The organism is Cupriavidus taiwanensis (assembly GCF_900250075.1).
GTDB classification, from domain to species: domain Bacteria; phylum Pseudomonadota; class Gammaproteobacteria; order Burkholderiales; family Burkholderiaceae; genus Cupriavidus; species Cupriavidus taiwanensis_C.
Genome location: NZ_LT977070.1, coordinates 2,421,441 through 2,444,056, shown reverse-complemented (window position 1 = coordinate 2,444,056; position 22,616 = coordinate 2,421,441). Strand labels below are relative to the sequence as shown.

Sequence of the window (22,616 nt, the reverse complement as noted above, 5' to 3'; positions counted from 1 at the left end):
AAAAAAGCCAGCGCGAGGCTGGCTTTTTTGAAACTGGTGGGTGGTACAGGGATTGAACCTGTGACCCCTGCCGTGTGAAGGCAGTGCTCTACCGCTGAGCTAACCACCCCTGTCTGCGTCGTCGTTGCCGTCGTGCAGCAGAGAAATGAGATTATGCAGAGGTTCTTGTATCTTGTAAAGCCCTTTTTTGAATTTCTTATGCGGCCAGCGTTCCCGGGGCTTCGACAGGATCTTCCTGCCATACCGTCTTGCCGCTGCTGGCCTTGTCCAATCCCTTCAGCAGGGCCAGATGGGCCTGCTGCTCCTCGTCCGTGGCGCGCAGCACCGGCAGGGCCAGCCGCGACAGGTCGGCGGTGGTGACCACGCCGCCCTGGCCGCTGCCGCTGTCGAGCGTGTCGATCACCAGCGAATCCTGGCCGCGCGTCATGGCCAGGTAGACCTCGGCCAGCAGTTCGGCGTCCAGCAGCGCGCCGTGCAGCGTGCGGTGGGCGTTGCTGATGCCGAGGCGCTCGCACAGCGCATCAAGCGAGTTGCGCTTGCCGGGGAACATCTGCCGCGCTTCGCGCAAGGTATCGATCACGTTGCCGACATGCTGGCGGAACGGCGGCAGGCCCAGCAACTGGAATTCCATGTCGAGGAAGCCCAGGTCGAACTGCGCGTTGTGGATGATCAGCTCGGCGTCCTGCACGAACTCGCGGATATCGTGGACGACCTCGGCAAAGCGGGGCTTGTCGGCCAGGAACTCGACCGTGATGCCGTGGACCGCGATCGCGCCCTCGTCGATATCGCGCTCGGGATTGACGTAGAAGTGCAGGTGGCGTCCCGTCAGGCGGCGGTTCATCAGCTCGACGCAGCCGATTTCGATCAGGCGGTCGCCGGTGGCGGCATTCAGGCCGGTGGTTTCGGTATCGAGAACGATTTGTCGCATGGCGGGCATTCTAGCGGAGCGGGGCGGGCGTTCCGCGCTTGTTGTTGGTGGTGCTGAAGGTTGCGGTCAGCGGCCGATCGATTCGACGCCGCGGTTGGCCAGCGCGTCGGCGCGCTCGTTGCCCGGGTGGCCGTTGTGGCCGCGCACCCAGTGCCAGGAGATCTGGTGCGGCTGCGCCAGGGCATCCAGCGCCTGCCACAGGTCGGCGTTCTTGACCGGCTTCTTGTCGGCGGTCTTCCAGCCGCGCGCCTTCCAGCCGGGCAGCCATTCGCTGATGCCTTTCTGCACGTACTGGGAATCGGTATAGACGCGCACCACGCACGGCCGCTTGAGCGCGCGCAGCGCTTCGATCACGGCGGTCATTTCCATGCGGTTGTTGGTGGTGTTCGGCTCGCCGCCGAAGAGCTCTTTTTCGCTGGTGCCGGCGACCAGCACTGCGCCCCAGCCGCCGCGGCCGGGATTGCCCTTGCAGGCGCCGTCGGAGTAGATCGTGACTTCTTGCATGTGATTCCGTGGTGGCCGCCCGCGGGTCGGGCGGCGCATTGAGGGCGAGGGCGGAGCGCGCGCGGCCGCACCGCGTCAGCGTTCCCTGCCCGGGGTCTTGCCGTGGGTGCCGGTGGGCGTGGCCACCGGTGCCGACACCGGCGCCAGCGCCGGCTTGGTCTTCCAGGCGGGTCCGACCAGGCGGATATTGCGCACGCGCTTGATCGCCGAAATCATATAGACCGCGCCGAAGATCGGCCACCAGCGGTCGCCGGCCTTTTCCATGAAGGCGGCGCGCTGCAGCCAGCGGTCGGTGCGGTACGGCGGGCAATAGCAGCCGAAGCGGCCGCGGATGATATCGAAGCCGAGCAGCTTGAGCCAGTCCTTGATGCGAACGAAGCCGATCTGCTGGGCGTCGGTCGGCAGGAACGGCGTGGCGCCGAGCCGGTTCATGCCCTGGCGCGCGCCCCACAGGCTCATCGGGTTGAAGCAGGTCACCACCACGCGGCCCTCGGGCATCAGCACCCGCGAGACTTCGCGAAGCACTTCATGCGGGTCTTCGGCGAATTCCAGGATGTGGGGCAGGGTGACCAGGTCGATGCTCTGGGTGTCGAACGGCAGTTCGTCGAAGCGGCACAGCAGCTGGCGCGCGTCCGGATGTGCGGCACGGGGCCCGTGCGGGCCGCTGGACGGATCCAGCGCCAGCGCCGAGAACGGCATCCGGTTCTCGCGCAGGGTGTCGATATAGGGCAGTCCCAGCTGGACCGCGTGATAGCCGAAGATGTCGGCCACGGTCCGGTCGTACTGCTGCGCTTCCCAGCGCAGCATGTACTCGCCGGGCGGCGAGGCCAGCCAGTCTTCCCAGCTTACAATCGGGTGATTGGGACGATTGGACATAGGAGCATGCGCATGTTGAAGGTTGAGCCGATCCCGGCGTTCCAGGATAACTATATCTGGGCCATCCACGACGGGCACTGCGCCGCCGTGGTCGATCCTGGCGAGGCCGCGCCGGTGGAGCGCTTCCTGGCGCAAAGCGGTCTGGCTCTGGGCGCTATTGTAATCACCCATCACCACGGCGATCACCAGGGCGGCGTGGCCGAGCTGCTGGCGGCGCATCCGCGCGCACCCTCGGGCGAACCGCTTCCCGTGCTGGGGCCGGCGGGCGAGCGTATCGGCGGGCGCACCCGGGCGCTGCGCGAGGGCGACGTGGCGACGCTGGAGGCGCCGGCGCTGACGCTGCGCGTGCTGGACGTGCCCGGCCACACCGCCGGCCATATCGCCTATGTCGCGGACCTCGGCGAAGCCGGCCCGGCGGTGTTCTGCGGCGATACCCTGTTCGCCAGCGGCTGCGGGCGCCTGTTCGAAGGCACGCCGGCGCAGATGCTGGCGTCGCTCGACAAGCTGGCCGCGCTGCCCGGCGACACCCGCGTCTATTGCGCGCACGAATACACGCGCAGCAACGTGCGCTTCGCGCGCGCGGTGGAGCCCGGCAACGCCGCGCTCGAGGCATGGGAGCAGCGCGTCGAGGCGCTGCGCGCCGCGGACCAGCCGACGCTGCCAACCACCATCGCCCACGAGCGCCAGGTCAACCCGTTTCTGCGCTCGCGCGAACCGGCGGTGCGCGCCGCGGTGTCGGCCCATGGGGGCGCCACCGCGGGCGATGCGCAGGCGTTCGGCGCGCTGCGTGGCTGGAAGGACAACTTCCGCTGAGGCGTGGCCGGCTCCGGATACCGGCTATGTGGAAAATCTGATTGACGCGATACGCGGTTTTTTTTAGCATCACGCAACCTTTTAGCGTCACGATTTGAGAACTTAATGAAAATTGGTCGATTACTGGCGGTGGTCGCGTGCGCCGCGCTGCTTGCAGCGTGCGCCAGCACCCCCACGCCGCCTGAAGGCGCCGACGGTGCCGCGACCGCCCAGACTGCCAAGCGGGACCCGCTCAACACCCTCAGCGACAAGTCCGCGCTCTCTTCCACTTCCACCATCAATGTCGACCAGGGCGGCCTGGACTGGCTGCGCGGCCCGTCCAACGATATCTGGGACCGCATCCGGCGCGGCTTTGCCATGACGGACCTGGAGGGCACGCTGGTCGACGATCGCACCCAGTGGTATGCGCAGCGGCCGGAGTACATGGAACGGATGGTCGGGCGCTCGAGCCGCTACCTCTATCACATCGTCGAGGAGCTGGAGCAGCGCAAGATGCCGACCGAGCTGGCGCTGCTGCCGTTCGTCGAGAGCGCCTTCAACCCGCAGGCGCAGTCCACCGCCAAGGCGGCCGGGATGTGGCAGTTCATTCCGAGCACGGGCAAGTTCTATAACCTGAAGCAGAACATGTTCCGCGACGAGCGCCGCGACGTGCTGGCCTCGACCGACGCCGCGCTCGACTACCTGGCGCGGCTCTACGACATGTTCGGCGACTGGCACCTGGCGCTGGCGGCTTACAACTGGGGCGAGGGCGCGGTGTCGCGCGCGATCGCGCGCAACCAGGCGCGCGGGCTGCCGACCGACTACGCCAGCCTGCCGATGCCCAACGAGACCCGCTACTACGTGCCCAAGCTGCAGGCGGTCAAGAACATCATCGCCAACCCGGCCGCGTACGGCGTCAAGCTGCCCGAGATCCCGGACCATCCGTACTTCGTCACGGTGACCACCTCGCGCGACATCGACGTGAATCTCGCGGCCAAACTGGCGGACATGTCGGTGGAGGAGTTCAAGGCACTGAACCCGTCGTTCAACCGGCCAGTGATCCTGGGCGCGTCGAACCCGCAGATCCTGCTGCCGTTCGATAACGCCGAACGCTTCCAGTACAACCTGAACACCTATCGCGGCGGGCTGTCGAGCTGGGCCGCGGTGACGGTGGACAGCCGCGAGCGCGTCGAGTCACTGGCGGCGCGCCTGAATGTCGACGCCGACACGCTGCGCGAGATCAACAGCATCCCCAAGGGCATGCGCCTGAAGGCGGGCTCGACCGTGATGATCCCGCGCTCGGGCCGGCATGACCAGGACATCAGCGCCACCCTCGCCGACAGCGCCATGCTGGCGATGGAGCCGGACCTGCCCGATGCCCGCCGGGTGGTGGTGCGCGCCGGCCGGCGCGATACCGTGACCTCGGTGGCGCGGCGCTATGGCGTCTCGGCCGGGCAGGTGCAGTCGTGGAACAAGCTGTCCGGCACCAAGCTGGTGGCCGGGCAGAGCCTGGTGCTGATGGTGCCGGTGCGCGGCGCCGGCGCCGTGCGCGCGGCCCGTGCCGAACGCGCGGACCGGGCCGAGCGGGCCGAGCGCAGCGAACAGGCCAGCCGCAAGGAGCCGGCAGGCAAGGGCGCCAAGGTGGTGCGGGTTTCCGCCAAGGGCAAGGGCGAGACGCGCCAGCGCGTGGTGGTCGAGGCCTCGCCGCGACGCGGGGCCAAGGCGCCGGCAGTCGCCAAGGTGTCGGCCAAGACCACCACCAAGGCCAGCGCGAAAAGCGTCAAGGCGCGCTGACGGGATCGCGCCGGCGCGACGCCGGGGCAGCAAGAAGGGGCGATGCCGTCGGCACGCCCCTTTTTTCATGTGCCGGTGCCGCCCCGTGCGCCAGCGCGCTGAAAGCGTGGCCACGGCTGCCCGGGCCGGTGGCAAACTACGGGCATATCAACAACCACCGCAAAAGCGGAGGAGACAGACATGACGGCAAGCCATGCCGTGCATGCCCGTTCGCTGGCCGACCCCGAGGGGTTCTGGGCCGAACAGGCGGCACGCATCGACTGGGAAACCCCGTTCAGCCAGGTGCTCGACAACAGCCGCGCTCCCTTCACGCGCTGGTTCGTCGGCGGGCGCACCAACCTGTGCCACAACGCGGTCGACCGCCACCTGGCGGCCCGCGCCAGCCAGCCGGCGCTGCACTGGGTCTCGACCGAGACTGACCAGGCCCGCAGCTTCACCTACGCCGAACTGCACGACGAGGTCAGCCGCATGGCGGCGATCCTGCAAGGGCTGGGCGTGCAGCGGGGCGACCGCGTGCTGATCTATATGCCGATGATCCCGGAAGCCGCCTTCGCGATGCTGGCGTGCGCGCGCATCGGCGCGATCCATTCGGTGGTGTTCGGCGGCTTTGCCTCGGTCAGCCTGGCCGCGCGCATCGAGGATGCCCGGCCGCGCGTGGTGGTCAGCGCCGACGCCGGTTCGCGCGCGGGCAAGGTGGTGCCGTACAAGCCGCTGCTGGACGAGGCTATCCGGCTGTCGTCGCACCAGCCCGGGAAGGTGCTGCTGGTGGACCGGCAACTGGCCGACATGCCCCGCACCGAAGGCCGCGATGAAGACTATGCCGCGTGGCGCGAGCGCGTCGCCGGCGTGCAGGTGCCGTGCGTGTGGCTTGAGTCAAGCGAGCCGTCCTATGTGCTCTATACCTCGGGCACCACCGGCAAGCCCAAGGGCGTGCAGCGCGATACCGGCGGCTATGCGGTGGCGCTGGCCACGTCGATGGAATACATCTTCTGCGGCAAGGCCGGCGACACCATGTTCACCGCGTCGGACATCGGCTGGGTGGTGGGGCACAGCTATATCGTCTATGGCCCGCTGCTGGCCGGCATGGCCACGCTGATGTATGAAGGCACGCCGGTCCGCCCCGATGGCGGCATCCTGTGGCGCCTGGTCGAGCAATACCGGGTCAACCTGATGTTCAGCGCGCCCACCGCGATCCGGGTGCTGAAGAAGCAGGACCCCGCGTGGCTGACACGATACGACCTGTCCAGCCTGCGCCTGCTGTTCCTGGCCGGCGAGCCGCTGGACGAGCCCACCGCGCGCTGGATCCAGGACGGCCTGGGCAAGCCCGTGGTCGACAACTACTGGCAGACCGAATCGGGCTGGCCCATCATTGCCATCCAGCGTGGCCTCGAGGCGCTGCCGCCCAAGCTGGGCTCGCCCGGCGTGCCGGCCTACGGCTATGACCTGAAGATCGTCGACGAGAACACCGGCGGGGAATGCCCGCCGGGGCAGAAGGGCGTGGTCGCCATCGACGGCCCGCTGCCGCCGGGGTGCATGAGCACGGTGTGGGGCGACGATGACCGCTTCGTGCGCACCTATTGGCAGGCGGTGCCGAACCGTCTGTGCTATTCCACCTTCGACTGGGGCGTGCGCGATGCCGACGGCTATGTCTTTATCCTCGGGCGCACCGACGACGTGATCAACGTCGCGGGGCACCGGCTGGGCACGCGCGAGATCGAGGAAAGCCTGTCGTCCAGCGCCGCCGTGGCCGAGGTGGCCGTGGTAGGCGTGCAGGACGCCCTGAAGGGGCAGGTGGCAATGGCGTTCTGCATCGCCCGCGATCCGGCGCGCACGGCGACGCCGGAGGCTCGGCTGGCGCTGGAGGGCGAGCTGATGAAGACGGTCGAGCAGCAACTTGGCGCGGTGGCCCGCCCGGCGCGCGTGTTGTTCGTCAATGCGCTGCCGAAGACGCGTTCCGGCAAGCTGCTGCGGCGCGCCATGCAAGCGGTGGCCGAGGGCCGCGACCCGGGCGACCTGACCACGATCGAGGATCCGGGCGCGCTGGAACAGCTGCAGGCCGCGTTGAAGGGCTAGCGGGGCAGCGCGGAAGGAAGGGCGGTGGCGGTGTCGCACACGGCACACCGCATCGCCGCCTTGCCATCGGTCGTGATGCAGTCTAATATTTGAAGCATAAAATATTTAATCTTGATCTAGATGGCGGTGTAGTCCGGGACGGCGTGCGATGGGCGGCGCGCCCGGCACAGCCGGCAGGAGGCAACAGATGCGCGTGCTTTGTATTGGCGGAGGCCCCGCCGGCCTGTATTTCGGCCTGCTGATGAAATTGCAGGATCCGGCCAACGAGGTCATCGTGGTCGAGCGCAACCGTCCCTACGACACCTTTGGCTGGGGCGTGGTGTTCTCGGACGCCACCATGGACAACCTGAAGCAGGCCGACCCGGCCAGCGCCAGCGAGATCAACGCCGCCTTTAACCACTGGGACGATATCGACATCCATATCGGCGGGCGCACCATCCGCTCGGGCGGGCATGGCTTTATCGGCATCGGCCGCAAGCGCCTGCTCAACATCCTGCAGGCGCGCTGCGAAGCGCTCGGGGTGAAGCTGGTGTTCGAGACCGATGTGTCCGACGACCAGGCGCTGGCGATGCAATACCAGGCCGACCTGGTGATCGCCTCGGACGGCCTGAACAGCCGCATCCGCAGCCGCTATGCCGACACCTTCCGGCCGGATATCGATACGCGCCAGTGCCGCTTTGTCTGGCTGGGCACGCACAAGCTGTTCGACGCCTTCACCTTTGCCTTTGAGAAGACCGAGCACGGCTGGTTCCAGGCGCATGCCTACCGCTTCGACGACAACACCTCGACCTTTATCGTCGAGACCCCGGAAGCGGTCTGGCGCGCCGCCGGCATCGAGCAGATGAGCCAGGAAGAGGGCGTGGCCTACTGTGAGAAGCTGTTCGCGCGCTACCTCGACGGCAACAAGCTGATCAGCAACGCGGCGCACCTGCGCGGCTCGGCGATCTGGATCCGCTTCCCGCGCGTGATCTGCCGGCAATGGGTGCACTGGAACACCTTGCCCGACGGCCGCCGCGTGCCGGTGGTGCTGATGGGCGATGCCGCGCACACCGCGCATTTCTCGATCGGCTCGGGTACCAAGCTGGCGCTCGAGGATGCCATCGACCTGGCCGAAGAGATCCGGGGCAGCGGCCACGACGGGCTGCCCGATGCGCTGGCGCGCTATGAAGCCACGCGCGGCGTGGAAGTGCTGAAGATCCAGAATGCGGCGCGCAACTCGACCGAGTGGTTCGAGAACGTCGAGCGCTATGCCGGCAGCCTGCCGCCGGAGCAGTTCGCCTATTCGCTGCTGACGCGCTCGCAACGGATCTCGCACGAGAACCTGCGCGTGCGCGATGCCGGCTATGTCGCCCAGTTCGAGCACTGGCTGGCACAGCAGGCCGGGGTGCCGGCCGACAGCCTGAAGCTGCAGGCGCACCAGCCGCTGCCGCCGATGTTCACGCCGTTCCGCGTGCGCGGGGTCACGCTGAAGAACCGCGTGGTGGTGTCGCCGATGGCGATGTATTCCTGCACCGACGGCGTGCCGGGCGACTTCCATCTGGTCCACCTGGGCTCGCGCGCGCTCGGCGGCGCCGGCATGGTGGTGGCGGAGATGACCTGCGTGTCACCCGATGCGCGCATCACGCCCGGCTGCCCGGGCTTGTGGAACGATGCGCAGCGCGACGCATGGAAGCGCATCGTGGATTTCGTGCACGCCAACAGCGATGCCCGCATCGCCATGCAGATCGGCCACGCGGGCCGCAAGGGCTCGACCCAGCTCGGCTGGGAGGCGATGGACCATCCGCTGCCGCAGGGCAACTGGCCGGTGATGTCGGCGTCGCCGTTGCCTTACCTGCCGGGGGAATCGCAGACCCCGCGCGCGATGACGCGCGCCGACATGGACCATGTGCGCGATGATTTTGTCGCCAGCGCGCGGCGGGCGGCCGAGGCCGGCTTCGACTGGCTCGAGCTGCACTGCGCGCACGGCTACCTGCTTTCCAGCTTTATCTCGCCGCTGACCAATACGCGCGACGACGAATACGGCGGTTCGCTGGCGGCGCGGCTGCGATATCCGCTCGAGGTGTTTGCCGCGGTGCGCGCGGTGTGGCCGCAGGACAAGCCGATGTCGGTGCGCATCTCCGCGCATGACTGGGTCGAGGGCGGCATCACGCCCGACGACGCGGTCGAGATTGCGCGCGCGTTCAAGGCCGCGGGGGCCGACATGATCGACTGCTCGTCGGGCCAGGTCAGCCCCGACCAGGCGCCGGTCTACGGCCGCATGTACCAGACTCCGTTCGCCGACCGCATCCGCAACGAGGCCGGCATCGCCACCATCGCGGTGGGTGCGATCTTCGAGGCGGACCATGTCGACTCGATCATCGCCGCCGGCCGCGCCGACCTGTGCGCGATCGCGCGGCCGCACCTGGCCAACCCGGCCTGGACGCTGCAGGAGGCCGCGCGCATCGGCTACCGCGACATCGCCTGGCCCAAGCAATACCTGGCGGGCAAGCGGCAGCTGGAAACCAACCTTGAACGCGCCGCGGCGCAGGAGAAGCAGGCATGACGGGCAGCACGGCAACTCTGGCCGGCCGCCACGCGCTGGTGACCGGCGGCGGGCGCGGCATCGGCGCCGCAATCGCGCGACGGCTGCTGGCCGACGGCGCCAGCGTCACGCTGCTGGGGCGCGAGGCCGGCACGCTGCAGGCGACGGTGCAAGTCCTGCGCGAGCAGGCACCGGCAGGCGCCATCGTTTCGTTCGTCACGGCCGATATTGCCGATGTCGACAGCGTCGCGCGCGCCTTCGCCGCGGCCACGGAGCAGGCAGGTCCGGTATCGATGCTGGTAAACAACGCCGGGCAGGCGCACAGCGCGCCCTTCATGAAGACCGATGCCGCGCTGTGGCAGCGCATGCTCGACGTCAACCTGACCGGCACCTTCCTGTGCACGCAGGCCGCACTGCCGGCGATGCTCGAAGCCGGCTGGGGCCGCATCGTCAACGTGGCCAGCACCGCCGGACTGATCGGCTACGGCTATGTCAGCGCCTATTGCGCGGCCAAGCATGGCGTGATCGGACTGACGCGCGCGCTGGCGCTGGAGACCGCGGCCAAGGGCGTGACCGTCAACGCGGTTTGCCCGGGCTACACCGAGACCGATATCGTGCGCGACGCGGTCGCCAATATCGTCGGCAAGACCGGCCGCACCGAAGACCAGGCGCGTGCCGAACTGGCCGCGCGCAATCCGCAGCGCCGCCTGGTTAAGCCCGAGGAAGTGGCCGACGCCGTGGCGTGGCTGTGCCAGCCGTCCGCCGGCGCGATCACCGGCCAGGCGATCCCGGTGGCCGGCGGCGAAGTGATGGCGGGCTGACAAGACAAGGACCTGAGAGAGAACCATGACTGATATCGCACTCGACATGCGCCACCACAAGCGCAGCTTTGCCGGCTATGAACCGCGGCACTTCCTGTGGTCGGTGTCCGACGACGGCAAGGTCGGGACCATCACGCTGAACCGGCCGGAGCGCAAGAACCCGCTGACCTTCGACTCCTACGCCGAGCTGCGCGACCTGTTCCGCGGCCTGTGCTACGCCAGCGACATCAAGGCGGTGGTGGTCACCGGCGCCGGCGGCAACTTCTGCTCGGGCGGCGATGTGCACGAGATCATCGGGCCGCTGACGCAGATGACCATGCCCGAGTTGCTCGACTTCACGCGCATGACCGGCGACCTGGTCAAGGCGATGCGCGCCTGCCCGCAGCCGGTGGTGAGCGCGGTCGACGGCATCTGCGCCGGCGCCGGCGCGATGATGGCGCTGGCTTCCGACATGCGCCTGGGCACGGCGCAGGCCAGGACCGCTTTCCTGTTCACGCGCGTCGGCCTGGCCGGTGCCGACATGGGCGCGTGCACGCTGCTGCCGCGGGTGATCGGGCAGGGCCGAGCCAGCGAGCTTCTGTACACGGGCCGCTCGATGAGCGCGGAGGAAGGGCTGCAGTGGGGCTTCTTCAACGCGCTGCACCCGTCCGAAGCGGTGCTGGCGCAGGCGCAGGCGCTGGCCGCGCAACTGGCCGCCGGCCCCACCTTCGCCCACGGCGTGACCAAGAAGCTGCTGCACCAGGAATGGAACATGGGCCTGGACGAAGCCATCGAGGCCGAGGCCGAGGCGCAGGCCATCTGCATGCAGACGCGGGATTTCCGCCGCGCCTACGAGGCTTTCGTCGCCAAGACCAAGCCGGTGTTCGAAGGGGACTGAGCCGCCATGTCCGACAAGACCTACCTGGATCTGCCGCTGTTCGACGACGTCCACCGCGCGCTGGAGCGCGAACTCGACGCATGGTGCGGGCAACACCTGCGGGTCGACCACAGCGATACCGACGCCGCCTGCCGCACGGTGGTGCGGCAGCTGGGCGAGGCCGGCTGGCTGCGCTACTGCGTGCCGGCCGCGCATGGCGGCGCGCTGCCGGCGCTGGACTCGCGCTCGCTGTGCCTGCTGCGCGAGACGCTCGCGCGCCATGACGGCCTGGCCGATTTTGCCTTTGCCATGCAGGGCCTGGGCTCGGGCGCGATCACGCTGGCGGGCAGCGACGCGCTGCGCGCGCGCTACCTGCCGCGCGTGGCCCGCGGCGAGGCAATTGCCGCGTTCGCGCTGTCGGAGCCCGAGGCCGGCTCGGATGTCGCCGCGATGCAATGCAGCGCGAAGCTGTCGGACGACGGCAGCCACTATGTGATCGATGGCGCCAAGACCTGGATCTCGAATGGCGGCATCGCGGATTTCTACTGCGTGTTCGTGCGCACCGGCGAGGCCCCGGGCGCGCGCGGCATTACGGCGCTGGTGGTCGACGCCGACACGCCGGGCCTGTCCATTGCCGAACGCATCGACGTGATGGCGCCGCATCCGCTGGCCACGCTGCGCTTCGACCAGTGCCGCGTGCCGGTGGGCAACCGCCTGGGCGAGGCGGGGCAGGGCTTCAAGGTGGCGATGATGACGCTCGACATCTTCCGCGCTTCGGTTGCCGCGGCGGCGCTGGGCTTCGGCCGCGCGGCGCTGGACGATGCGCTGGCACGTGCCCGCGCGCGGCCGATGTTCGGCGGCGTGCTGGCCGACCTGCAGCTGACCCAGGCCGCCATCGGCGACATGGCCACCGCGATCGACGCCGCGGCGCTGCTGACCTACCGCGCCGCCTGGCTGCGCGACGTCAAGGGACAGCGCACCACGCGCGAGGCGGCCATGGCCAAGATGGTCGCCACCGAGAACGCGCAGCAGGTGATCGACCGCGCGGTGCAGATGTTCGGCGGCCTGGGCGTCAAGGTCGGCACGCGCGTGGAAAGCCTGTACCGCGAGATCCGCTCGCTGCGCATCTACGAGGGCGCCACCGAAGTGCAGAAGCTGATCATCGCGCGCGAGACGCTGGCCGGGCATACGGCCTGAGACCGGACCTTGCGCCCCCGCGCCACCCACGAACTGCCGTACCGATACAGAGCAGACAGGAGACAAGCCATGGCGACCACAGCCCACCTCGACACCTTCGCGCGCGACCGCCTGCCGCCGCAGGACCAGTGGCCGGTGTTCCGCTTCAATGCCGACACCGACTACCCCGAGCGGATCAATGCCGCGGCGGAACTGGTCGACCGCCACGTGCGCGAAGGCCGCGGCGAGCGCGTTGCCATCCGCCATCGCCGCGACGGCCGCATCGAGACGGTCACCTATGCCGAACTCGCGGCGCTGGTGAACCGCATCGCCCAAGTGCTGGTCGAGGACATGCGGCTGGTGCCCGGCAACCGCGTGCTGCTGCGCGGCCCCAACAACCTGATGATGGCGGCCAGCTGGCTGGCCACGCTGAAGGCCGGGCTGGTGGCGGTGCCGACCATGCCGCTGCTGCGCGCCAGGGAGCTCAAGCAGATCATCGACAAGGCGCAGGTCAGCGCCGCGCTGTGCGATGCGCGGCTGCGCGACGAGCTCGACGCCAACCAGCAGCCCGGCGGCGAATGCCATTGCCCGAGCCTCGCGCAAGCGCTGTATTTCAACGGCGAAGGCGAGGGCTCGCTGGAGGCGGCAATGGCCGGCAAGCCGCAGACCTTCGACGCCTGCGACACCGCCAGCGACGATGTCTGCCTGATCGCCTTTACCAGCGGCACCACCGGACAGCCCAAGGGCACCATGCATTTCCACCGCGACGTGCTGGCCATGTGCGACCTGTTCCCGCGCCATGTGCTGCGCTCCGGGCCGGACGACATCTTTTGCGGCACCCCGCCGATCGCCTTCACCTTCGGGCTCGGCGGCATGCTGTGCTTCCCGTTGCGCATCGGCGCCAGCACCGTGCTGGCGGAGAAGCTCACCCCTGAAACGTTGCTCGAACTGATCCACGACTTCCGCGCCACCATCGTCTTCACTGCGCCCACCTTCTACCGGCAGATGGCGGCGCTGGCGCCGCGCTTCGATATCTCCAGCCTGCGGCATAGCGTGTCGGCCGGCGAGGCGCTGCCGGACGCCACGCGGCAAAGCTGGAAGGCCGCCACCGGCATCGAGATGACCGATGGCATCGGCGGCACCGAGATGATGCACATCTTTATCTCGAGCGCCGGCGCCGAGGTCAGGCCCGGCGCGATCGGCAAGGTGGTGCCCGGCTACGTGGCGCAGATCGTAGACGAGGAGATGCGGCCGCTGCCGCCGGGCCAGGTCGGCAAGCTGGCGGTGCAGGGCCCGACCGGCTGCCGCTACCTGGACGACCCGCGCCAGGCCAACTATGTGAAGGCCGGCTGGAACCTGCCGGGCGATACCTTCGTCGCCGACGCGGACGGCTATTACTACTACCAGGCGCGCTCCGACGACATGATCATCTCGGCCGGCTACAACATTGCCGGGCCGGAGGTGGAGAGCGCGCTGATGCAGCACGAGGCGGTGGCCGAATGCGGCGTGGTCGGCGCGCCGGACGACGGGCGCGGCCAGGTGGTGATGGCCTACGTGGTGCTGCGCGAAGGCGTGCCCGCTGACGACGCCACGCGCACCGCGCTGCAGGACTACGTGAAGCGGCAGATCGCGCCGTACAAGTACCCGCGCCGCATCGAGTTCGTGCCGGCGCTGCCGCGCACCGAGACCGGCAAGCTGCAGCGCTTCAGGCTGCGCCAGATGGCGGAGCAGGGGCCGGCTGCAGGCAATGGCGGCAAGCCAAACCAGGGGCAGCCATGAGCGACGTGTTCCGCAATACCGTGCTGGTGCGCTTCAAGCACTGCGACGCCGCCGGCATCGTGTTCTATCCGCGCTACTTCGAGATGCTCAACGACCTGATCGAGGACTGGTTCGGCGAGGCGCTGGGCTGGCCATTCGATGCCATGCATGGCGAGGGCCGCGCGGGCGTGCCGACGGCCGAGCTGGAGTGCCGCTTCCTGGCGCCCAGCCGGCTGGGCGAGGTGCTGACACGCGAGTTGCGTGTACTGAAACTGGGCCAGTCCAGCTTCACGCTGGCGATCCGCTTTGCCGGCCCCCACGACGATACCCGCATGGAAGTGACGCAACGGCTGGTCTGCGTCGATACCGGCGCGATTGCGCCGCAGCCGCTGCCCGAATCCGTGCGCGAGGCCATGGCGCGTTACCTGGTCGCCGCGGCCTGAACCCCGATTTCCATCCACTCATACCAAGCAACCACAGGGAAACGACATGAAGATCCTGCAGCCGCCCGACTGGGCGCCGCCGCGCGGCTACGCCAACGGCATGATGACCGAGATGCAGGCCGGCAGCCGCCTGCTGTTCATCAGCGGCCAGATCGGCTGGAACAGCCAATGTGAATTCGAGACCGACGACTTCGGCCTGCAGGTGGCGCAGACGCTGCGCAACGTCGTCGCAGTGCTGGCGGCCGGCGAGGCGCGGCCCGAGCATATCGCGCGCATGACCTGGTATGTGAAGGACAAGGCCGAGTATGTCGGCGCCTATGGGGCGATCGGCGAACATTACCGGGCCATCATCGGGCGCCACTTCCCGGCCATGACGGCGGTCGAGGTCGCCGACCTGGTCGAGCCGCGCGCCAAGGTGGAAATCGAGGTCACGGCGGTGGTGCCGCCGCCGCGATAATCCGGCTGCCGGGGTGCAACCCGGGCCGTGGGCGCGGGCAGCGCGGCCGCCGCTGGCGCGGCGAGGTTGCCGCCTGCCGCGCGCAAGTCCTTGAAAACTTGAGAAATTGGGTGGCTCGGGATATAATTCGAAAGTTTCGCTTTCAGAACCCTTCACCCTAGCGCCAACCGCTTTCCACCTTCCGCCGCCCCCATCCGCGCCGCCTTTGCCGTTCATATTTGATGTGATGCAAAGTGCATGCCGCGACCGGATCCGACCGCATCGGCGCAATGCCGCTGCCGCCATCACGGATCCAGCCTGGGAGGCACGAGGCGTCGATTGGTCGGTCACGGGGTGAGTCCAGCAGGAGCCTACCCGTGTTACCGTCTTTCCCGTCCGCCATTCTCGCGCTAGCAGACGGCACGGTCTTTCGTGGCTATTCCATTGGCGCTTCCGGCCATACCATCGGCGAAGTGGTGTTCAACACCGCCATCACCGGTTACCAGGAAATCCTCACCGACCCGAGCTACTCGCGGCAGATCGTCACGCTGACGTATCCGCATATCGGCAACTACGGTGTCAATCCTGAGGATGTCGAAGCCACGAAAGTCCATGCCGCCGGCCTGATCATCAAGGATCTGCCGATCCTGGCCTCCAACTTCCGCAAGGAACACACCCTGGCCCACTACCTGAAGCAGGAAAAGGTGGTGGCCATCGCCGGCATCGATACGCGCAAGCTGACGCGTATCCTGCGCGAAAAGGGTGCCCAGAACGGCTGCATCCTGGCCGGCGAGGACAACGTCCAGAAGGCCATCGACCTGGCCCGCTCGTTCCCCGGCCTGGCCGGCATGGACCTGGCCAAGGTGGTCTCGGTCAAGGAACCGTACGAGTGGACCCAGTCCGAATGGAAGCTGGGCGAAGGCTACGGCAAGCAGGACCAGCCGCGGTTCCACGTGGTCGCCTATGACTACGGCGTCAAGTACAACATCCTGCGCATGCTGGCCGAGCGCGGCTGCAAGGTGACGGTGCTGCCGGCGCAAGCCAGCGCGGCCGACGCGCTGGCGCTGAATCCGGACGGCGTGTTCCTGTCCAACGGCCCCGGCGACCCCGAGCCTTGCGACTACGCCATCGCCGCCACGCGCGAGTTCATCGAGCGCGGCATCCCCACCTTCGGCATCTGCCTGGGCCACCAGATCATGGCCCTGGCGGTCGGCGCCAAGACCCTGAAGATGAAGTTCGGCCACCACGGCGCCAACCATCCGGTCAAGGACCTGGACGACGGCCGCGTGGTGATCACGTCGCAGAACCACGGCTTCGCGGTCGACGCCGACACGCTGCCGGCCAACGTGCGCGTCACGCACAAGTCGCTGTTCGACGGCTCGCTGCAGGGTTTCGCGCTGACCGACAAGCCCGCGTTCTGCTTCCAGGGCCACCCGGAAGCCTCGCCCGGCCCGAACGACGTGGCTTACCTGTTCGACCGCTTCATCCAGCTGATGACCGACGCGCGCAAGTAAGCGCCCGGGAACAGCGAGAGACACCGGGACATCCCATGAACGCCTTCATGCATACCGCTTTCGGCATCACCGACTTCTGGACCTATGTGCTGGGCACGATCTTCATCGTGCTGCTGCCGGGGCCGAACTCGATGTACGTGCTGTCGGTGGCGGCGCAGCGCGGCGTGCGCGCCGGCTACAAGGGCGCGTGTGGGGTGTTCCTGGGCGACGCGGTGCTGATGGTGCTGTCGGCGGCGGGCGTGGCCTCGCTGCTCAAGGCCAGCCCGGCGCTGTTCTACGTGGTGAAGTACGTCGGCGCGGCCTACCTGGCGTGGATCGGCTTCAACATGCTGCGCGGCGCGCTGCGAAGCTGGGCCGCGCGCGGCGATGCCGCCGGCGCGGCGGCGGTGCCGGCGGCCACGACGGACCAGTCCGACCCGTTCCGCAAGGCGCTGCTGATCAGCCTGCTGAACCCGAAGGCGATCCTGTTCTTCATCTCGTTCTTCATCCAGTTCGTCGACCCGGCCTTTGCCTACCCGGTGCTGTCGTTCGGGGTGCTGGGGCTGGTGTGCCAGATCTGCAGCTTTGCCTACCTGACCACGATCATCTTCGTGGGCGCGAAGCTGGCCGAGGCGTTCCGGCGCCGCCGCCGGCTGTCGGCCGGCATGTCCAGCGGGGTAGGGGCGATGTTCATCGGCTTCGGCGCCAAGCTGGCGACCGCCACGATGAACTGAGCCAGACCACATTTTCGAATCCGGACGGATTCCCTGATTACCGGCGCGGTCCGCAGGCAAGGCGGACCGGCCCATAAAGAGAGCGTGCAATGCCAAAACGCACAGACATCAAGAGCATCCTGATCATCGGCGCGGGCCCCATCATCATCGGCCAGGCGTGCGAGTTCGACTACTCCGGCGCCCAGGCCTGCAAGGCCCTGCGCGAGGAAGGCTTCAAGGTCATCCTGGTCAACTCCAACCCGGCGACCATCATGACCGACCCGGCCACGGCCGATGTCACCTACATCGAGCCGATCACCTGGGAAGTGGTCGAGCGCATCATCGAGAAGGAGCGCCCGGATGCCATCCTGCCGACCATGGGCGGCCAGACCGCGCTGAACTGCGCGCTGGACCTGCATCGCCATGGCGTGCTGGACAAGTACAAGGTGGAACTGATCGGCGCGTCGCCCGAAGCCATCGACAAGGCCGAAGACCGCCAGAAGTTCAAGGACGCGATGACCAAGATCGGCCTGGGCTCGGCCAAGTCCGGCATCGCCCACTCGATGGACGAGGCCGTGGCCGTGCAGGCCCGCATCGCCCAGGACACCGGCACCAGCGGCTACCCGATCGTGATCCGCCCGTCGTTCACGCTGGGCGGCACCGGCGGCGGCATCGCCTACAACCGCGAAGAGTTCGAAGAGATCTGCAAGCGCGGCCTGGACCTGTCGCCCACGCGCGAGCTGCTGATCGAGGAATCGCTGCTGGGCTGGAAAGAGTATGAAATGGAAGTGGTCCGCGACAAGCAGGACAACTGCATCATCATCTGCTCGATCGAGAACCTGGACCCGATGGGCATCCACACCGGCGACTCGATCACCGTCGCGCCGGCGCAGACCCTGACCGACAAGGAATACCAGATCCTGCGCAACGCCTCGCTGGCGGTGCTGCGCGAGATCGGCGTCGACACCGGTGGCTCCAACGTGCAGTTCTCGATCAACCCGAAGGACGGTCGCATGATCGTCATCGAGATGAACCCGCGCGTGTCGCGTTCGTCGGCGCTGGCCTCCAAGGCCACCGGCTTCCCGATCGCCAAGGTCGCGGCCAAGCTGGCGGTTGGCTACACCCTCGACGAACTGAAGAACGAGATCACCGGCGGCGCCACGCCGGCCTCGTTCGAGCCCTCGATCGACTACGTGGTCACCAAGGTGCCGCGCTTCGCCTTCGAGAAATTCCCGCAGGCCGACAGCCACCTGACCACCCAGATGAAGTCGGTGGGCGAAGTGATGGCGATGGGCCGCACCTTCCAGGAATCGTTCCAGAAGGCGCTGCGCGGGCTGGAAGTGGGCGTCGACGGCCTGGACGAGAAGTCCACCGACCGCGACGAGATCGTCGAGGAGATCGGCGAGCCGGGCCCGGACCGCATCTGGTACGTCGGTGACGCGTTCCGCCTGGGCATGTCGCTGGAAGAGGTCTATCACGAGACCGCCATCGATCCGTGGTTCCTGGCCCAGATCGAAGACATCGTCCGCACCGAAGGCCTGGTCAAGTCGCGCACGCTCGACAGCCTGTCGACCGCCGAACTGCGCTTCCTGAAGCAGAAGGGCTTCTCCGACCGCCGCCTGGCGCGGCTGCTGAAGACCGACGCCAAGGCCGTGCGCGCGGCGCGCATCGCTCAGAACGTGCGTCCGGTCTACAAGCGCGTCGACACCTGCGCGGCCGAGTTCGCCACCAACACCGCCTACATGTACTCGACCTACGAGGCCGAGCACGGCGAGTGCGAGGCGGCGCCGACCGACAAGAAGAAGATCATGGTGCTGGGCGGGGGCCCGAACCGGATCGGCCAGGGCATCGAGTTCGACTACTGCTGCGTGCACGCCGCACTGGCGCTGCGCGAAGACGGGTACGAGACCATCATGGTCAACTGCAACCCGGAAACCGTGTCGACCGACTATGACACCTCGGACCGCCTGTACTTCGAGCCGGTGACGCTGGAAGATGTGCTCGAGATCGTCGCGATCGAGAAGCCGGTCGGCGTGATCGTGCAGTACGGCGGCCAGACCCCGCTGAAGCTGGCGCTGGACCTGGAAGCCAACGGCGTGCCCATCATCGGCACCAGCCCCGACATGATCGACGCGGCTGAAGACCGCGAGCGCTTCCAGAAGCTGCTGCAGGACCTGGGCCTGCGCCAGCCGCCCAACCGCACCGCGCGCGCCGAGGACGAAGCGCTGCGCCTGGCCGAGGAAATCGGCTACCCGCTGGTGGTGCGTCCGTCGTACGTGCTGGGCGGCCGCGCCATGGAAATCGTGCATGAGCCGCGCGACCTCGAGCGCTACATGCGCGAGGCGGTCAAGGTCTCGAACGATTCCCCGGTGCTGCTCGACCGCTTCCTGAACGACGCCATCGAGTGCGATGTCGACGCCCTGTGCGACGGCAAGCGCGTCTTTATCGGCGGCGTGATGGAACACATCGAGCAGGCCGGCGTGCACTCGGGCGACTCCGCCTGCTCGCTGCCGCCGTACTCGCTGTCGGCCGAGACCGTGGCCGAGCTGAAGCGCCAGACCGCGGCCATGGCCAAGGCTCTGAACGTGGTCGGCCTGATGAACGTGCAGTTCGCGATCCAGCAGGCCAACGGTGTCGACACCGTCTACGTGCTGGAAGTGAACCCGCGCGCCTCGCGTACCGTACCGTACGTGTCCAAGGCCACCGGCATGCAGCTGGCCAAGATCGCCGCGCGCTGCATGGCCGGCCAGTCGCTGGACGAGCAGGGCATCGCCGACGAGGTCATCCCGCCGTACTACAGCGTCAAGGAAGCGGTGTTCCCGTTCAACAAGTTCCCGGGCGTCGATCCGGTCCTCGGACCTGAAATGCGTTCGACCGGCGAAGTCATGGGCGTGGGCAAGAGCTTCGGCGAGGCCCTGTTCAAGAGCCAGCTGGCCGCGGGTTCGCGCCTGCCGGAGAAGGGCGCCGTGCTGATCACGGTGAAGGACAGCGACAAGCCGCGCGCCGTGGCCGTGGCCCGCATGCTGCACGACATGGGCTACCCGATCGTCGCCACGCGCGGCACCGCCTCGGCGATCGAGGCCGCCGGCATCCCGGTCAAGGTGGTCAACAAGGTCAAGGACGGCCGTCCGCATATCGTCGACATGATCAAGAACGGCGAACTGGCGCTGGTGTTCACCACCGTGGACGAAACCCGTGGCGCGATCGCCGATTCGCGCTCGATCCGTATCTCGGCACTGGCGCACCGCATTCCTTACTACACCACCATCGCCGGCGCGCGCGCCGCGGTGGAAGGCCTGAAGCACATGCAGAGCCTGGAGGTCTACGACCTGCAGGGCCTGCATGCCTCGCTGGCCTGATGCCTTCAAGGTAAGGAAGCAGCACATCGCAAAAGGGGCGTCCGCGTCGCGGCCGCCCCGCCCCAGGAAGCCCGCCGGAGTTGCTGCCGGCGGGCTTCCTGGCCTAAACTACGTCAAATTCGTCGATCGAACCGGCGTGCCCGCGTTCGATCCTGTCTGAAAGCCGCGGTTGAGCGGACGTGCCCTGGCGAGGTTTGCCGGGGTTGGCTCCAGCTCCGCTGCGGCTCATTTTTTTGTTGAACGAAGACATGAGCACCATTCCGATTACCAAGCGTGGCGCAGAGCTCCTGAAGGAGGAGCTGCAGCGCCTGAAGGCTGTCGAGCGTCCGGCGGTGATCAATGCCATCTCCGAAGCGCGCGCCCAGGGCGACCTGTCTGAAAACGCCGAGTACGACGCCGCCAAGGAAAAGCAGGCCTTTATCGAGGGCCGCATCCTGGAAGTGGAGGCCAAGCTGTCGGCCGCGCAGATCATCGACCCGACCCAGCTCGATACCGATGGCCGCATCGTCTTTGGCGCGACCGTCGACCTGGAGGACCTGGAGTCCGGCAGTCCGGTCAGCTACCAGATCGTCGGCGATGACGAGGCTGACCTCGATGCCGGCAAGATCTCGGTCAGCTCGCCCATTGCGCGCGCCCTGATCGGCAAGTTCGAAGGCGACGTCGCCACCGTGCTGGCCCCGGGCGGCGAGCGCGAGTACGAAGTCATTACCGTTCGCTACATCTGATGCCGGCCCGGCCGGCGGGCTTGCGCCTGCGCTGGCCACCGGAAAGGCCGGCTTGTGTTCTCCACTTCCTATAACAACCTGCCGCCGCTGCCGCACCGCATCTTCCTGTTGCTGACGGTGGTGTGGGCCGGCAGCCTGTGGACCGTCGGCTACATGGTGGCACCGACGCTGTTTTCGGTGCTGCCCAGCCGCGAGATGGCGGGCATGATCGCCGGGCACCTGTTCCATACCGAAGCCGTCGTCGGCGTGACCATCGGCGTGCTGCAGCTGGTGCTGTGCAACGTGATGATCCGGCGCGGCGCCCAGCGCTACCGCGGCCTGCGCTGGCTGGTGCTGGGCATGCTCTGTTGCGTGCTGGTCGGTTACTTCGGTACCCAGCCGTTCATGGGCAGCCTGAAGGAAAAGGCGCTGGCGCTGGGCGTGGGGGTGTCGGAATCGCCGTACAAGGCGCAATTCGGCATGCTGCACGGGGTCTCCAGCGCCTTCTACCTGCTGCAAAGCCTGCTGGCGCTGGCACTGGTGTGGCGCGCTTCGGCGCCGCGTTCGGCCGGGGAGTGAGGCCGGGGAGTGAGGCCGGGGAGTGAGGCCGGGGAGTGAGGCCGGGGAGTGAGGCCGGGGAGTGAGGCCGGCCGCCGGGACGGCCGCGGGCGCGGCGTGCCGGCATCGGGGCGCCTGGCGGCGCCCGCTTGTTTCCGGCTGCCGGGGCTTCAGCCCAGCGCCTTCTTCTTCTGGCTGGTCGGGCGGGCGCGCGAGCGCTTCACATTGCCGCCGGCGGTGACGCGCTCGTTGCCAAGCACCGTAACTTCCTTGCGGGTCGGACGGCGGTTGGGCGCGGCGCTGGGCTTCTTCACCGTTACCGTGCGCGGGGCGGCGCCGCCGCGGCGGGCGGGAGTGTGCCGGCCGAGGTCTTCGGCCTGGTTTTCCTTCAGGCGGGCTTCGCCCGGACGCCAGACCACCAGCAGCTTGCCGATATGCTGGATCGGCGCGGCGCTGAGCTGGTCGCAGATTTCTTCGTAGATGGCGATGCGCGCTTCGCGGTCGTCGCCGAACACGCGGATCTTGATCAGGTCGTGGGCGGCGAGGCTGCGGTCGATCTCGGCCAGTACGGCGCGGGTCAGGCCTTCGGCGCCGACCATCACCACCGGGTTCAGGGCATGGGCACGGGAGCGCAGGTCAGAGCGCTGGGCAGGGACTAGTTGTAGAGCAGGCATAGGTTGGCGCTGGATAAGGCGCTTGAAATAGTGATAGAGCGCTTGGCGCTGGTAATCGGGCGCTGCAGCCGCGCCGGTCGTGACACGGCGGCTGGAACAGGCTGCCGGCGGCCGCCGGTTGGCGGCAAAGCCGGGAT

19 protein-coding genes and 1 tRNA gene are annotated in these 22,616 nt (G+C 67.9%); 15 read left to right on the top strand and 5 right to left on the bottom strand.

Annotated elements, in window-relative coordinates; genetic code table 11:
• Window positions 1–34: 34 nt before the first annotated feature.
• From CBM2588_RS11285 to CBM2588_RS11270, 4 genes are all read right to left on the bottom strand, one after another.
• Window positions 35–109: transfer RNA gene (locus tag CBM2588_RS11285), tRNA-Val, on the bottom strand.
• A gap of 87 nt (window positions 110–196) precedes the next feature.
• Window positions 197–937: a DNA polymerase III subunit epsilon gene (gene dnaQ, locus CBM2588_RS11280; protein ID WP_115680591.1), complete on the bottom strand. Its 741-nt coding sequence runs from the start codon at window positions 935–937 to the stop codon at window positions 197–199.
• Between the two features lie 57 nt (window positions 938–994).
• A complete protein-coding gene (rnhA, locus tag CBM2588_RS11275) occupies window positions 995–1,432 on the bottom strand; it encodes a ribonuclease HI (protein ID WP_115680590.1) in 438 nt (145 codons plus the stop codon).
• 75 nt (window positions 1,433–1,507) lie between these two features.
• Entirely contained in the window at window positions 1,508–2,308 is an 801-nt protein-coding gene (locus CBM2588_RS11270; RefSeq protein WP_115680589.1) for a methyltransferase domain-containing protein, read from the bottom strand.
• A 12-nt stretch (window positions 2,309–2,320) separates the two neighbouring features.
• On the opposite strand from CBM2588_RS11270, the gene gloB reads away from it, so the two are divergent.
• From gloB to CBM2588_RS11195, 15 genes are all read left to right on the top strand, one after another.
• Window positions 2,321–3,121 carry a hydroxyacylglutathione hydrolase gene (gloB, locus tag CBM2588_RS11265; RefSeq protein WP_115680588.1) on the top strand — a complete coding sequence of 267 codons (801 nt, stop codon included), beginning with the start codon at window positions 2,321–2,323 and terminating at the stop codon, window positions 3,119–3,121.
• A 105-nt stretch (window positions 3,122–3,226) separates the two neighbouring features.
• Window positions 3,227–4,894: a transglycosylase SLT domain-containing protein gene (locus CBM2588_RS11260; RefSeq protein WP_115680587.1), complete on the top strand. Its 1,668-nt coding sequence runs from the start codon at window positions 3,227–3,229 to the stop codon at window positions 4,892–4,894.
• 180 nt (window positions 4,895–5,074) lie between these two features.
• Entirely contained in the window at window positions 5,075–6,967 is a 1,893-nt protein-coding gene (locus CBM2588_RS11255; protein WP_115680586.1) for a propionate--CoA ligase, read from the top strand.
• Between the two features lie 187 nt (window positions 6,968–7,154).
• A complete protein-coding gene (locus CBM2588_RS11250) occupies window positions 7,155–9,509 on the top strand; it encodes a bifunctional salicylyl-CoA 5-hydroxylase/oxidoreductase (protein WP_115680585.1) in 2,355 nt (784 codons plus the stop codon).
• The gene (locus CBM2588_RS11245) at window positions 9,506–10,309 is read left to right on the top strand and encodes an SDR family NAD(P)-dependent oxidoreductase (RefSeq protein WP_115680584.1); all 804 of its coding nucleotides are present in this window, start codon (window positions 9,506–9,508) and stop codon (window positions 10,307–10,309) included. Before CBM2588_RS11250 ends, CBM2588_RS11245 begins: the two co-directional genes overlap by 4 nt.
• A gap of 25 nt (window positions 10,310–10,334) precedes the next feature.
• On the top strand, window positions 10,335–11,186 hold the full coding sequence (locus CBM2588_RS11240; RefSeq protein ID WP_115680583.1) for an enoyl-CoA hydratase family protein: 852 nt from the start codon (window positions 10,335–10,337) through the stop codon (window positions 11,184–11,186).
• Between the two features lie 6 nt (window positions 11,187–11,192).
• Entirely contained in the window at window positions 11,193–12,362 is a 1,170-nt protein-coding gene (locus CBM2588_RS11235) for an acyl-CoA dehydrogenase family protein (RefSeq protein WP_115680582.1), read from the top strand.
• A gap of 69 nt (window positions 12,363–12,431) precedes the next feature.
• Window positions 12,432–14,120, top strand: a complete 1,689-nt coding sequence (locus tag CBM2588_RS11230; protein WP_115680581.1) for an AMP-binding protein — start codon at window positions 12,432–12,434, stop codon at window positions 14,118–14,120.
• Window positions 14,117–14,542: an acyl-CoA thioesterase gene (locus CBM2588_RS11225; protein WP_115680580.1), complete on the top strand. Its 426-nt coding sequence runs from the start codon at window positions 14,117–14,119 to the stop codon at window positions 14,540–14,542. The genes CBM2588_RS11230 and CBM2588_RS11225 overlap by 4 nt, the downstream gene beginning before the upstream one ends.
• A gap of 46 nt (window positions 14,543–14,588) precedes the next feature.
• On the top strand, window positions 14,589–14,999 hold the full coding sequence (locus CBM2588_RS11220; RefSeq protein ID WP_115680579.1) for a RidA family protein: 411 nt from the start codon (window positions 14,589–14,591) through the stop codon (window positions 14,997–14,999).
• Between the two features lie 356 nt (window positions 15,000–15,355).
• Window positions 15,356–16,492: a glutamine-hydrolyzing carbamoyl-phosphate synthase small subunit gene (gene carA, locus CBM2588_RS11215; RefSeq protein ID WP_115680578.1), complete on the top strand. Its 1,137-nt coding sequence runs from the start codon at window positions 15,356–15,358 to the stop codon at window positions 16,490–16,492.
• 35 nt (window positions 16,493–16,527) lie between these two features.
• Window positions 16,528–17,205, top strand: a complete 678-nt coding sequence (gene leuE, locus CBM2588_RS11210; protein WP_115680577.1) for a leucine efflux protein LeuE — start codon at window positions 16,528–16,530, stop codon at window positions 17,203–17,205.
• An 89-nt stretch (window positions 17,206–17,294) separates the two neighbouring features.
• The gene (carB, locus tag CBM2588_RS11205; protein WP_115680576.1) at window positions 17,295–20,543 is read left to right on the top strand and encodes a carbamoyl-phosphate synthase large subunit; all 3,249 of its coding nucleotides are present in this window, start codon (window positions 17,295–17,297) and stop codon (window positions 20,541–20,543) included.
• 248 nt (window positions 20,544–20,791) lie between these two features.
• Entirely contained in the window at window positions 20,792–21,268 is a 477-nt protein-coding gene (gene greA, locus CBM2588_RS11200; protein ID WP_092309418.1) for a transcription elongation factor GreA, read from the top strand.
• 54 nt (window positions 21,269–21,322) lie between these two features.
• A complete protein-coding gene (locus CBM2588_RS11195; RefSeq protein ID WP_115680575.1) occupies window positions 21,323–21,826 on the top strand; it encodes a DUF4149 domain-containing protein in 504 nt (167 codons plus the stop codon).
• A 149-nt stretch (window positions 21,827–21,975) separates the two neighbouring features.
• On the opposite strand, the gene CBM2588_RS11190 is transcribed toward CBM2588_RS11195, so the two are convergent.
• Complete coding sequence (locus CBM2588_RS11190) at window positions 21,976–22,479, bottom strand: YhbY family RNA-binding protein (protein WP_018007828.1); 504 nt, start codon at window positions 22,477–22,479, stop codon at window positions 21,976–21,978.
• Window positions 22,480–22,616: the final 137 nt, after the last annotated feature.